14 protein-coding genes are annotated in these 11,981 nt (G+C 44.4%); 8 read left to right on the top strand and 6 right to left on the bottom strand.

Annotated features, from left to right (window positions below; translation table 11 throughout):
• Nucleotides 1–4: 4 nt before the first annotated feature.
• The gene (locus WB308_RS01285) at nt 5–301 is read right to left on the bottom strand and encodes a c-type cytochrome (protein WP_424188214.1); all 297 of its coding nucleotides are present in this window, start codon (nt 299–301) and stop codon (nt 5–7) included.
• Between the two features lie 122 nt (nt 302–423).
• Between WB308_RS01285 and rfaD the strand changes: the two genes are divergently transcribed.
• The 3 genes from rfaD to WB308_RS01270 are packed head-to-tail and all read left to right on the top strand — an operon-like array spanning nt 424 to nt 3,445.
• Nucleotides 424–1,434: an ADP-glyceromanno-heptose 6-epimerase gene (gene rfaD / locus WB308_RS01280; RefSeq protein ID WP_424188212.1), complete on the top strand. Its 1,011-nt coding sequence runs from the start codon at nt 424–426 to the stop codon at nt 1,432–1,434.
• Nucleotides 1,431–2,864 carry a D-glycero-beta-D-manno-heptose-7-phosphate kinase gene (rfaE1, locus tag WB308_RS01275; protein ID WP_424188210.1) on the top strand — a complete coding sequence of 478 codons (1,434 nt, stop codon included), beginning with the start codon at nt 1,431–1,433 and terminating at the stop codon, nt 2,862–2,864. Before rfaD ends, rfaE1 begins: the two co-directional genes overlap by 4 nt.
• Nucleotides 2,858–3,445: a YfaZ family outer membrane protein gene (locus tag WB308_RS01270; protein ID WP_424188208.1), complete on the top strand. Its 588-nt coding sequence runs from the start codon at nt 2,858–2,860 to the stop codon at nt 3,443–3,445. The genes rfaE1 and WB308_RS01270 overlap by 7 nt, the downstream gene beginning before the upstream one ends.
• 127 nt (nt 3,446–3,572) lie before the next feature.
• On the opposite strand, the gene waaF is transcribed toward WB308_RS01270, so the two are convergent.
• Nucleotides 3,573–4,532 (bottom strand): lipopolysaccharide heptosyltransferase II, encoded by a 960-nt coding sequence (waaF, locus tag WB308_RS01265; RefSeq protein ID WP_424188206.1) that lies wholly within the window; start codon nt 4,530–4,532, stop codon nt 3,573–3,575.
• Complete coding sequence (locus WB308_RS01260) at nt 4,529–5,704, bottom strand: glycosyl hydrolase (RefSeq protein WP_424188204.1); 1,176 nt, start codon at nt 5,702–5,704, stop codon at nt 4,529–4,531. Before WB308_RS01260 ends, waaF begins: the two co-directional genes overlap by 4 nt.
• A gap of 66 nt (nt 5,705–5,770) precedes the next feature.
• Here WB308_RS01260 and WB308_RS01255 point away from each other — a divergent pair, with 66 nt between their 5' ends.
• Nucleotides 5,771–6,742: a glycosyltransferase family 9 protein gene (locus tag WB308_RS01255; protein ID WP_424188202.1), complete on the top strand. Its 972-nt coding sequence runs from the start codon at nt 5,771–5,773 to the stop codon at nt 6,740–6,742.
• Here the strand turns inward: WB308_RS01255 and WB308_RS01250 are convergent.
• Nucleotides 6,702–7,469 carry a lipopolysaccharide kinase InaA family protein gene (locus WB308_RS01250; RefSeq protein ID WP_424188200.1) on the bottom strand — a complete coding sequence of 256 codons (768 nt, stop codon included), beginning with the start codon at nt 7,467–7,469 and terminating at the stop codon, nt 6,702–6,704. The genes WB308_RS01255 and WB308_RS01250 overlap by 41 nt on opposite strands.
• 70 nt (nt 7,470–7,539) lie before the next feature.
• Between WB308_RS01250 and WB308_RS01245 the strand changes: the two genes are divergently transcribed.
• The 4 genes from WB308_RS01245 to WB308_RS01230 are packed head-to-tail and all read left to right on the top strand — an operon-like array spanning nt 7,540 to nt 10,697.
• Nucleotides 7,540–8,283 carry a polysaccharide deacetylase family protein gene (locus WB308_RS01245; RefSeq protein WP_424188198.1) on the top strand — a complete coding sequence of 248 codons (744 nt, stop codon included), beginning with the start codon at nt 7,540–7,542 and terminating at the stop codon, nt 8,281–8,283.
• Nucleotides 8,280–9,041, top strand: coding sequence for a glycosyltransferase family 2 protein (locus tag WB308_RS01240; protein WP_424188196.1), 762 nt, complete (start codon nt 8,280–8,282; stop codon nt 9,039–9,041). The genes WB308_RS01245 and WB308_RS01240 overlap by 4 nt, the downstream gene beginning before the upstream one ends.
• On the top strand, nt 9,031–10,131 hold the full coding sequence (locus WB308_RS01235; RefSeq protein WP_424188194.1) for a glycosyltransferase family 4 protein: 1,101 nt from the start codon (nt 9,031–9,033) through the stop codon (nt 10,129–10,131). Before WB308_RS01240 ends, WB308_RS01235 begins: the two co-directional genes overlap by 11 nt.
• Nucleotides 10,131–10,697, top strand: coding sequence for an acyltransferase (locus WB308_RS01230; RefSeq protein WP_424188192.1), 567 nt, complete (start codon nt 10,131–10,133; stop codon nt 10,695–10,697). Before WB308_RS01235 ends, WB308_RS01230 begins: the two co-directional genes overlap by 1 nt.
• A 44-nt stretch (nt 10,698–10,741) precedes the next feature.
• Here the strand turns inward: WB308_RS01230 and WB308_RS01225 are convergent, their stop codons facing one another.
• Both WB308_RS01225 and WB308_RS01220 read right to left on the bottom strand, forming a co-directional pair.
• Nucleotides 10,742–11,683: a glycosyltransferase family 2 protein gene (locus WB308_RS01225; RefSeq protein ID WP_424188190.1), complete on the bottom strand. Its 942-nt coding sequence runs from the start codon at nt 11,681–11,683 to the stop codon at nt 10,742–10,744.
• Nucleotides 11,680–11,981: hypothetical protein (locus WB308_RS01220; protein ID WP_424188188.1), on the bottom strand; the 302-nt coding region annotated here is incomplete at its 5' end. The genes WB308_RS01225 and WB308_RS01220, both read right to left, overlap by 4 nt.

Raw genomic sequence — 11,981 nt, 5'->3', positions numbered from 1 at the left:
TAACTTATTTGATTCCTGCTACGTAAGAAGCAAGAGCTTTCATATCAGCATCTGACATAGAAGCAACTTGACCTTTCATCAATGCACCCATACCCGCTTTGTTTTGTGTACCCGCTTTGTATGCTTTCAAAGAAGCTTCGATAGCTGCAGCTTTTTGACCTTTTACGATCGCTGATTTACCAAGGGCCGCTTTTTCGAAAGAAGCACCGTGACACGCAGCACATTTAGCTGCAAGAGTTTTTCCATCAGCAGCCATCAAAGATACACCAGCAAACAACATTGCAAGAGCAATTTTTTTCATTTGTTTTCTCCATTTAAAATTTCGCCGCTATTATAATCCTATCTATCTTAAATCACTCTAACTGTTTAACCTTTAATAAAGAGTTTGTTACAATATGATACTACCTTTAAGAAGGATTATCCATGCGTTACAGTGATATTGATTTGAACCATAAGACGATTTTAATAACGGGAGGGGCAGGTTTTATCGGCTCCAATCTGGCCTTCTATTTTCAGAAGCATTATCCGCAAGCCCATGTAGTCGTACTGGATCTTTTCCGCTCGAATCTGACCCTTTCCAACGGCAATCTCAAAAGTTTCGGCCATTTTAAAAATCTCCTCGGATTTACCGGTGAAGTGATCAGCGGCGATATCAATGACAAAGAATTGCTTCATTCCCTTCAGCGAAATTATAAATTTGATTATATTTTTCATGAAGCGGCGATTTCGGATACGACAGCGCTGGAGCAGGACCTGATGATTCAAACCAACGTCAATGCGTTCAAAGATCTTCTTGATATCGCCGTGGCGCACGGTGCGAATATGATCTATGCCTCTTCGGGTGCGACGTACGGTGATGCTCCCTCTCCTCAGAAGGTCGGTCGGGAAGCACCCCAAAACGTCTACGGTTTTTCAAAACTGATGATGGACCATTTAGCCCGTCAATATTCTCAAAAATTTGAGAATATTTCTATTGTGGGATTGCGTTATTTCAATGTTTATGGACCGAGAGAGTTTTTTAAGAATAAAACATCATCGATGGTGGTGCAGTTTGGCCATCAGCTCCTCTCTGGGAAAAATCCGAAACTTTTTGAAAACTCTGACAAAATTTTGCGTGATTTCATTTACATCGAGGATATCGTCCAGGCAAATATTTTGGCGATGCATCCAAAAGAAAACGGTGTCTTTAATGTCGGTACTGGAAAAGCCCGATCGTTTCAGTCGATGGTTGATATTCTGCAACATGAATTGGGGACATCCTTCGAGTGTGAATATATCCCGAATCCGTATGTAGGACGATACCAGTTTCATACGGAAGCCGATATCCAAAGTACCCGTGATATTTTAGGCTATGCTCCGCGGTTTGAATTTGAAGAGGGAATCGCGGCGTACGTTCCTGAAATTAAACGACTGTTTGAACAGGAGCTTTCATGAAAGCGCTCCATAATGCTCATCCCCATATTCTGGTGATTGGGGATTTGATGATCGACCATTATTTGTGGGGCGGGTGCGAACGTATCTCTCCCGAAGCACCGGTACAGGTGGTGGATATTTCCCGTGAGACCACGGTTCTCGGCGGTGCGGGAAACGTGATCAATAATCTGGTTGCTTTGGGTGCAAAGGTCAGCGTGGCAGGGGTGATCGGTGATGATGAAAACGGGGAAGAGTTACGTTCCATGCTGGGTGCCATTGGTGTCAATAGTGACGGATTGATCCGCCAACTGGAGCGTAAAACGTCGAAAAAGAGCCGTATTATCGCATCTAATCAGCAGATTTTACGCTACGACAAAGAGTCCAAAGATGCTATCGATAAAGCGAGTGAACGTTCGATCGTCTCCTTCGTCATTGATGTCATTGACACCTGCGATATTATTATTCTCTCAGATTATGGCAAAGGGGTGATTACCGATGCGGTTGCAGGCGGTGTGATTGCTGCGGCGAAAGCGGCCGGGAAAAAAGTGCTTGTTGATCCCAAAGGGAAAGATTATCGTAAATACCGTGGTGCCTATCTCCTGACCCCCAATAAAAAAGAGGCTTCCGAAGCGACGGGGATCGTGATCAACGATGAGAAGAGTCTTCAAAAAGCCCTCTTAAGCCTCAAAGAGACCTGTGCATTAGAGTGTTCGATGATCACCCTCTCCGAAGACGGGATTGCGATTTATGATCAGAGTATGCGGCTATTCCCTACGGTGGCCAAAGAGGTCTATGATGTGACGGGGGCTGGGGATACGGTGATCGCATCGCTCTCCTATGCCCTGAGTGCAGGTCTTTCAATCGACGAAGCCGCCCCTTTTGCAAACCATGCCGCGGCTGTTGTTGTCGGGAAGATCGGATCAGCGACCGTAACGCTTGCTGAGATCGAAGCGTATGAGTCGAGTCTCCACCAAAGCACTTCGGAGATGCATATCAAAACCAAAGAAGAGATCTTCGCGCTTGCGGATCGCCTTAAAAAAGAGGGGAAGAAAGTCGTCTTTACCAACGGCTGTTTTGACATTCTCCATGTCGGCCATGTCAAGTATCTCCAAGAGGCAAAAAGCTATGGGGATGTTTTGATCGTGGGAGTTAACTCCGATAGTTCGGTGAGAGAACTCAAAGGGCCGACTCGCCCGGTTAATCCGCAAGAGGATCGGGCCTATATTTTAGCCGCACTCGAGAGCGTGGATTATGTTGTCGTGTTTAGCGAAGAGACCCCGCATGAATTGATCAAAAATATTTCTCCCGATATTTTGGTCAAAGGGGGAGATTATGAGGGAAAAAGTGTTGTTGGAGCAGAATTTGCTGGGGAACTGCGGCTGGTTCAGTTTGTGGACGGTAAAAGTACAACGGCCACGATAACACGTATAAATAAAGGAACAACATGTTAAAAAAATTACTTTTCATCGCTTTAATCAGCAGCGGTGCTTACGCAGCACATCAGATTGAAGTCAATGTGAATGACAAAGACGTTGAAGGGCAAATCCGTCTTGATATGGGACGGATGGGCAATACCATAAGCGGTACCTATATCGGGGCCCGTTTTGTGAACGGCGATAACAACAACAGCCAAACGATTAGCGATCCTGATCCTCTGATGGAGGTGTCGTTTATGGTGATGCGTCCGGTTCAAGGTGTTAGAGGATTGAAACTGGGGCTGGGAATCAAAGGCGAATATACGGAGATCGACGGTCAACGTTATGCGGCAATTCCATTAGGTGCGGAAGCGGAATTGCAATTGCCGCTCAATACTCCGTTTCCCGTTTATCTCGGCGGAGCACTTTATTATGCCCCTTCCGTGTTGAGCTTTAAAGAGGGAGACGGTTATGCGGAAACCCGTATCCATCTTGATATCGAGCCTATAGACAACGGACGGTTTGAAGTGGGATATCGGAAGATCGATACCGATTTGGACAGTCGTAATGTTACCTATAATGATGCTTGGTATTTTGGGATGAGACTCGATTTTTAATTTCATACTTTTCTTTTTCATAAGAAAAGTATGCAAAAGAAAATCGCCTCCACAACAAATCGCTAGCGGTACGCTTTCGCACTACTGCGAGCGACCTTGCTCTATGTGTGTTGCGGAGGTATGATATTTAAATAATTCGTTTTGCTGCTTCAATCACTTCTTCCGCCATGATACTTTTCATACACTCATGATGCCCCAACGGACACTCTCGTTTCATGCACGGCGCACACTCCATATCATGACGCACGATCACACTTTTTTCATTCATCCATTGGGATGTCTCCAAATGGCGTGTCGGACCGAAAATGGCGACAGTCGGTACTTGATAGGCTGCCGCGACGTGCATCGGACCGCTGTCGTTCGTGATAAACAGGTCGAGGCCGCCGATAAAACTGCACAGCTCTGAAATCGATGTTTTCCCTGCAAGATTGGTGACGTTGATCCCGTTTAGACGGGATTCGATATCGTTCGCCATCCCCACTTCGCTCGGCCCTCCGAAAAGGACGATTTCATAGCGATCCGCATAAGTACGTGCCACTTCGGCAAATTTTTCGGGATACCACCGTTTGGCGCTTCCATAGGTTGCCCCCGGATTGATCCCCAGTGTCGGACGATCATATCGATGAGGCGGAACATGAAGCTTTAGATTTTCGATAACGAGAGGGGCAGGGCTGAGGGGTTGGGCGATATCGCGGTATTGTTCTACCAGATGGGAGGGGTGGATCGGTTTGATGGCGTGCTTGAGCAAAAATGACGAATGCCAACTGTGCCGTCCCGCCGTTACCGGGGTACCGCTCCAAAAGAGGAGCAGTGAAGAATGGAGTTGATTGCGGAATGTGATTGCCAGATCATGCGTTCCGAGTTTTTTGGCAAAGTGGTAGGTATTGATAAGCCGATTTCCCCCCTTTTTCGTTACATCGACATAATGGCGTTTGCATTGGGGATGATATTTAAGTGCTTCGACACTCACGAACGAGCCAACCATAGTGAGTTCTGCATCAGGATAAACGTTGCACAGTGCTTCGATGGCGGGGGTCGCCATAACGGCGTCGCCGAGCCAGTTGGGTAGGATAATCAAAATTTTCACGCTTTAGCCTTATAGCGGTAGATAGGTGCAGAGGTTAGATTCCAGGTAATGTGTAACTCTCCTCTTGGGGTGGAGCAGATAAGCAGATGGGTATCTGAAGTGTGCCGGTAATCGATAAATGTCGCATCGCTCATATGGGAGAGCATAACTTTATACCCTTCAAAAGCGTTCCGCTTTCGGAGAATCTTTTCTCGATTATCGATCAGACCGTATCCCGGGGCGATGAGCTGATGCCAATAGACACAGCTGACCTGCTGAGAAGCGAATGCGAGGAGGTGGTAACGGACCATAAAATCGGTGTAATCCTCTTCGCTGACACACTCATGTTCGCTGGTAGGGGCATAGGGGGCCGTATTTTTGATCGGCCAGTTGGTTTCGGTGATAATGAGCTCGTTGGAAGTTTTCGGACTGAGTGTTATCAACGCATTCAAGAGATTGATTTTTCCCATGAGATTAAAACCCATTTGGCTGTTTTCGGGGGCCCCGCGACGGTCGACATAGAGGAGGCTTCCTATCGCATCGAAGCGTATTTTTGCGAGATTGAAGAGAGTATGGGCGCTAAAGTGGTACTCAAAATCGATGACGTTGGAACCGATGAGTTTGAGGCGGGGAAATCGTGTTTGTTTCAGATTGTACGCGACAGCGAAAAAATCGAGATATTCGTTGACGCTGAAAAATCCCCATTTCGCACGGTTGATGGTAGAACCGATGATATAGGTATGGCATACCCCATCGAGTGCTTCGAAAATCTGGATAAAATGATCCCGGCTCAGTTCGCACGAAGTGATGTGTTCACGATCTTGGAGGAGGGCGACGGTAATCTCTTTTCCTGTAAACGAGCGGATAAAGGTGACGTACTCATGCAGCCGATCCATCTCCCATAGGGGGATACGGATCAGGAGTTTTTGGATACCCAGCTCCTCGATCAGATAAGGGGTTGCGTTGGGTTCTTTGTCCAGATTGACCCCCATGCCGAAAAAATGTTCCCCGGTAATGGTGCGCCGCCCTAGAAACGGCATGACTAAGAGGGCTATCGGTAACGTTATCAACGCAATCAAAAAAGTTTTTATGAGTGATGGGAGGGCGCTGCGACGCATGGCACGTTTAAGTGCTTTATCCCGGATAATAGCGGGTTGATCGGAATAATGATCCCAGGCAAACGGTTGTTTCATAAGGAAATTGTACCTTTTTATTACCTTCAATCGGGTAAAATATGAAGATAATAACAAGGGACTTCAATGAATATTTTAGTGGTACGCAACGATAAACTGGGGGATTTTATTACCGCGCTTCCGACACTTTATGTCCTTAAACACCATAATCCCGCCAACCGCATCATCGCGCTCGTAGCCCCTTTGAATCGTACCTTGGCGGAATCGTGCGATTTTATTGATGAGGTGATTGTCGATGGCTCCGAGGATATTTTAGAACTCGCTTTTAAAATCAAGCAAGCCCGTATCGATGCGTCGATCACCCTGTTTTCTAACACCCGTGTCGCACTCGCACAGTGGATAGCCCGTATCCCTATCCGTATCGCCCCCGCGACGAAAATTGCCCAAATCTTTTACAACCGCCGTATTACCCAACGCCGTAGTGAGGTAAAGATGGGGGAATTTGAATACAATTTGGAACTGACGCGTACACTTTTTCCGAATATCAGCCTCGATTTTCCAAAACCGCTATTGCAGTTTAAAGGTAATGATGAAGCGTATCGTGCTTTCTGTGCCGAGTATGGGATTACCAAACCTGTAGTTGCGTTTCACCCCGGTTTTGGAGGATCATCCGATGCCAACTGGACGCTGCGCGAGTACATCGAATTGGTACGCATTGCCGAAGCGGTTGAGACTATCGACGTGGTAATGACGTTCGGTCCGGATGAGGAAAAACTTTACGAGGAAGCCAAAGAACTGCTAGGGAAGGGCAGAGTGAAACTGTATCGTTCTGTGGGAAGCGTTGTCGATTTCGCCAAGCTTTTGAGCGGTTTTAAACTGTTTATAAGTACCTCGACGGGGACGTATCATTTGGCAAGTGCGGTAGGGTGTGAAACGTTTACCTTTTTCGCCGATACCCTTTTTGCCTCTTCGGCACGTTGGAAAAGCATCGGTGGAAAGCAGCACCATTTTATGATCCCTTTAAACGCAGAGGGGAGAGCAGCAATGTTTGAGCACATCAAGCAGGAGTTGAAAAATCGCCTTTTAACACTCTCTTGAGTCTCTTTTTAAAATTTTTGTGCCGTTTGTTGGCATCATTGTGTCGTTTCATTGTATTGATAGTGACCGCTTCTTCGAGTCCGCTGAGACGTGCGTACTCGCGTCCCATCATTTCAAGCTCTTGATCACTCGCCCACAGTTTGTTGAAATTCTCGCACCCATCTATCGGACAAATCTCTCTAAACTCCATCCGGTTGATATCGACGATGGAAAATTGGTACCCCTCTTCGGTACGTTTGATCAGAATATTGCCGGGGGAGTAGTCCAGATGCCAAACTCCTTTTTGGTGCAGATCATAGGTATAGGCGGCAAAAGCGGTAAAAATGGCTTCGCGGTCTTCAAGCGGCTCAAGTAATGGCGTACGGATCGTAAAATCGTATTCGAAGTACTCACTGATAAAATAGCTGTCTGCGAGTAACCCGGATTCAAAAAATTCGATAAGGGCAATCGGCTGCGGTGTCGAAATGCCGAGTTCATGTAAACGAAGTGCATTATGATACGATTTATAGGCTTTGCTTTTACGCCAATAGGTGTAGACGATTCGGTTCAGAAGATGGGGAATTTTAAACGATTTTACGACGGTTTTTATTCCGTCCAAATGAATAATTTTCAGCTCATTACGGGCTTTATGAATACTGTGGTCATCTCCCGAAAAAATAGACCGGATATCCCTAAATGTTTCTTGCAAAGCGGCGTACTGAGACGGAAAATCGCATTTAAAATTCATACTGACCTTTGAGTAAGTGAGGGTATGGTATGATACTTTATTATTCCTGAAACACTTCAAGAGGACGTGAATGTTTAGTGTCATCATGTACCATCATATCAACAGCGATGATCTCCCCCTCTCCAATACCGATACAATGATGGAATTACATTTACGTCTTATTTCGGAGCGGTATACGACGCTGTTCCCCGGAGATACGATCGGTTCGGATGGCATCTGTCTGACGTTTGACGATGCTTACTATGATTTTTACCATTATGTTTTTCCGCTACTCAAAAAATACAATCTCAAAGCCCTTCTTGCCGTTCCCTCTGCTTATATCCTAGAGGATACCGATGTTACGGCGGAGCGTCGATTATCACTCAAACATCATGAAATCTATGAGGCGGAGAATTATAAATCGTATGCACCGTTTTGTACCTATACCGAACTTCGGGAGATGGTGAGAAGCGGTCATGTCGCCATCGCATCCCACTCTATGAACCATGTCAATTTGAGTGACGAAGGAGTTGATTTGAAAAGAGAAATTTTCGGCTCAAAAATAGCTCTTGAAGAGAATCTTGGATGCCGAATTGATTCTTTCGTTTTGCCGTATGGGAAATACAACGATGCGTCAGTGGCATTGGCGCGTGAGCACTACTCCTATGTCTTTCGGATCGGCAATGCACTTAACCCTTCATGGGAAGGGATCGGCGGGCTGATCTACCGTATCAAAGGGGATGGACTGAGATCTGCGGATGAACTTTTTAAACCGCTCAAACAGTTGAGATATTGGTTTAAAGCGATGATTAAAACGGTAAAAGGATCACGATGACCGTATCGGCGGTAATGATCGTTAAAAACGGAGCGCGAACAATCCGAAGATCGCTGGAAAGTTTGAGAGAATTTGACGATGTCATTGTCTATGACAACGGTTCGAGCGACGGAACCCAAGCGATTGCGGGTGAATTTTCGAATGTTCGTCTTGTTGAAGGGGAATTTGACGGATTCGGGACGACGAAAAATCGTGCGGCAAGTTATGCCAAGCATGATTGGGTTTTGATTATTGACAGTGATGAGGTGGTAGATGATGCGTTGTTGCAAGCCCTTAAAACCGAAGAGCTTGATCCTAAAGCCATCTACATCGTCAACTTTCTCGCTTATTACAAAGAGATTCCCATCCGTCACTGCGGCTGGAACAACCAAAAAATCCGCCGTTTATACAATAAAAGGGTAACCCGCTTTAACGATAATTTTGTCCATGAAAACATCCTTGATGAAGGGATGAAAAAACTCCCCATATCGGGCAATATGAAGCACTATAGCTACATGAGCATCTCTGATTTTATCGTTAAACTCGATCGCTATTCGACCCTTTTCGCGACCGATAACGTCGGTAAAAAATCTTCTTCTCCGGCAAAGGCCTTTTTTAACGGCCTCTACTCCTTTTTCCGTACGTATATCCTGAAGAGGGGATTTTTGGACGGATATGCGGGGCTTATTATTGCCTTTTCCCATATGGCAACCAATTTTTATAAATACATCAAACTCTACGAGATGAATCTGGAACAAAAGAGCAAACGTGGCAACTAAAATCTGTGAACTGTGTCTCTCCCCCGATTTGGGAGGGTTGGAACTGTATATGATGCGCGCTTCGCACTATTTGGGTAATGAGTGTGTGAGCGTTATCAATGAAAAAGGGAAACTTAAAAGCTATTACGAAGGGTCCAATTATCGCTATTTTACCCTGAAGAGGCGTAATGTCCTCCTCTCATGGCTCAGTGCCGGAGAGTTGGCTCGTATTATTGACAGCGAAGCGATTGATATCCTCCATGTTCACTGGACAAAAGATCTCCCCCTTGCCGTAACGGCTAAACTCCTCTCTGCGCGTCGTCCCAAAGTGGTACAGTCGCGTCATATGACGATGACCCGATTTAAAGACGACTTTTACCACCGCTTTCTGTACAAAAATATGGACATGATACTGGCCGTTACCCAGCAGGTAAAATCGCAGATCGAAAAATTTATCCCCTCCGATATTCGTCCTGAGACCGAGGTGCTCTACATCGGTGCGGAACAGCCGGCATTGATCTCTCCCGAAGAGAGGAAAGCGCGTCGTGAACAACTGGGATTAGGTGATTCCTTTACGGTCGGGATTGTAGGACGGATTGAAGTTCCCAAGGGGCAGCATATTGTCCTCGAAGCGGTAAAGGCGTTAAAGAGTAGGGGTATAGATGCCAAAGCGCTCGTTGTCGGTCACGCCATGGATGAGAAGTACCTTGTGCAATTACAAAACACCTATACTGACAGCGCTGTGTTTACAGGTTTTACCCGCGAAGCTCAAGTGATGATGCAGCTGTGTGATGTGATGGTCCTGGCAACGGAGAATGAGACATTCGGGCTGGTACTGATTGAGGCAATGATGTCCGGAGTATGTGTCGTCGCCAGCAACAGCGGCGGGCCATTGGAAATTATTGATGATGGGGTGAACGGGTTGCTTTTTCAAACGTTTGCAAGTGATGATTTGGCAGAGAAATTAGTGTTGCTTGAACAAGATATTGTTTTGCGTCGAACATTTGCGGAAGCGGGAAAAGCAAAAGCGTTGGATCAGTTTGAAAGTCAGAAGCAGTTTGGAGAATTGTTGATACGACTGCAATCCATAAAAAACACTAAAGACGTGTAATGGACAATTTGAATCGTTTAAAAGTGTGGTTATATCTGATATTGGCCAATAAAAAAATTTCAAATTTGTTTCGTAATCAATTTAATGTACATGCACGATTAAGAGGAAAATCAAAAATTCGTATAGCAGGAAGAAACAATACGATTACAATACGAAACGGAAAATTAAAAAATATTCGTATTGGAATAGATGGTAATGATAATTCGATTGTTATTGATGAAAATGTACAAATTGGAGCATTGGAAATCATTATTCAGAATTCAGGTAGCCAGATTACGATAGGAAAAGGTACCGAGATAGGTGGCGCTAAAATCGTTTGTTGTGAATTTCAAGATCAGGTACATATCGGAAATGATAGCTTAATTGCCGATGATGTCGAATTTTGGTCATGTGATGGACATTCTATTTATCAAAATGGGGAAAGGATTAATCCGAGTAAGCCGATTATCATTTCGGATAATGTCTGGATTGGCAGAAATGTAAAAATTCTCAAAGGTGCAACCAATTTTTCAGAATACGGTGATAGGGATGGGGAGCCTGGTTACAGCGCGGAATTATCCTGCTAATTCTCTTATTGCCGGTTTTCCGGCTAAGGTCTTAAAAGAAGGTATTACCTGGAGTGCAGAGAGGACGTAACCCTTTTAATAGATTGTTTGTATCGCAAGCTTTGATGAATAGGCGAACCGGATACAATAAATAAAAAGAGGGATAGCCCATTCTTTTTGGTAAAAATTCGACGAAACTGTTTGAATAAGAGAGCTGTTTTGATCAATATCCGCTCAAGACGATTGAAATGCTTTTCGATTAAAAGTTTGTAGGAAATGTAGAACTCTTTTTCCAATGTAATATTCTGTCCGGAACTACCACCGCCTTTGTGAAAAATTTCTGCTTCGGGGAGAAAATAGATTTGTTTTCCATGATCCCATACCCGTTTGCACATATCTTCTTCTTCGCAATAGAGGAAAAAAACGGTATCAAACCCGCCTATAGCATCAAAATTCACTGCTCTAAAAAACATACATGAACCGCTGATCACTTCTACTGCAGTTGGGGATTCTAAGCGTATTTTATTACTTGGAAAAGATTTTGATGAAAGTGCCCGGTGAACTGAATTTCCGAACCACTGTTTTATGACGGACGGAAACTGTTTGTAGGATGAAGAAAAATGTCCTTTTTCGTCTGTTACTTTTGCTGTCGTTACTGCAACGTCATTATGAGTATCCAGAAAACTTTTCATAAAATTTCCAGCGTCATTGAGCAATAGGCAGTCATTATTGATAAAAAAGTAGTAATCTCCGTGTGCGTGGTTGATTCCCAGCATATTACCGCCTGCAAATCCGTTATTGATTCGATTACGGATGATGGACACCTGCGGAAAATGACCGACGGCATTCTCCAGATGCGTGTAATCATCCGGTTCTGATGCGTTGTCCACCACAATGATTTCATAATTCAAATCAATAGAAGTATGATGAAGAATACTTTGGATCAGTGCAATCGTATGATGTGATGAGTTGTAATTGATGGTAATGAACGAAATGTCTATTTTCATGAAAATACCGCTTTTTTGAATAATTTAAGTCCGAGTGAATGTTTAAAAGAGAGCCTGACTTTGTTTTTTTTGAAAAATTTAAAAAAAATCTCTCTATTTTTCGTTAAAAATATAAAAAATTGCCAGTTAATCCACGTCGTTTGAAAACCAGTTACATATTTTTGGATTTGATGCAAAAGATTCTTTTCTTCTTGTGTGAGTGTTGATATGTTTCTAAAAGCTTCCATACGGATTAAAAAATTTTGGTTGTCATTTATGCGCTTATGCGTCATGTTTTGTATTTTTTCAAGCAAGGATT

Origin of the sequence: Sulfuricurvum sp., assembly GCF_049587615.1 — a bacterium.
In the GTDB taxonomy this organism is placed as follows: Bacteria; Campylobacterota; Campylobacteria; order Campylobacterales; family Sulfurimonadaceae; genus Sulfuricurvum.
The sequence above is the reverse complement of the archived record's forward strand: the minus strand, read 5'-3'. Positions and strand labels throughout refer to the sequence as shown.

Excerpts from the sequence above, each read along its gene's own strand:
- WB308_RS01240 (WP_424188196.1), top strand. The coding sequence starts at position 8,280 with ATGACCGTATCGGCGGTAATGATCGTTAAAAACGGAGCGCGAACAATC.
- WB308_RS01230 (WP_424188192.1), top strand. The coding sequence starts at position 10,131 with ATGGACAATTTGAATCGTTTAAAAGTGTGGTTATATCTGATATTGGCC.
- rfaD (WP_424188212.1), top strand. The coding sequence starts at position 424 with ATGCGTTACAGTGATATTGATTTGAACCATAAGACGATTTTAATAACG.
- WB308_RS01270 (WP_424188208.1), top strand. The coding sequence starts at position 2,858 with ATGTTAAAAAAATTACTTTTCATCGCTTTAATCAGCAGCGGTGCTTAC.
- rfaE1 (WP_424188210.1), top strand. The coding sequence starts at position 1,431 with ATGAAAGCGCTCCATAATGCTCATCCCCATATTCTGGTGATTGGGGAT.
- WB308_RS01225 (WP_424188190.1), bottom strand. The coding sequence starts at position 11,683 with ATGAAAATAGACATTTCGTTCATTACCATCAATTACAACTCATCACAT.
- WB308_RS01250 (WP_424188200.1), bottom strand. The coding sequence starts at position 7,469 with ATGAATTTTAAATGCGATTTTCCGTCTCAGTACGCCGCTTTGCAAGAA.
- WB308_RS01245 (WP_424188198.1), top strand. The coding sequence starts at position 7,540 with ATGTTTAGTGTCATCATGTACCATCATATCAACAGCGATGATCTCCCC.
- WB308_RS01255 (WP_424188202.1), top strand. The coding sequence starts at position 5,771 with ATGAATATTTTAGTGGTACGCAACGATAAACTGGGGGATTTTATTACC.
- WB308_RS01285 (WP_424188214.1), bottom strand. The coding sequence starts at position 301 with ATGAAAAAAATTGCTCTTGCAATGTTGTTTGCTGGTGTATCTTTGATG.
- WB308_RS01260 (WP_424188204.1), bottom strand. The coding sequence starts at position 5,704 with ATGAAACAACCGTTTGCCTGGGATCATTATTCCGATCAACCCGCTATT.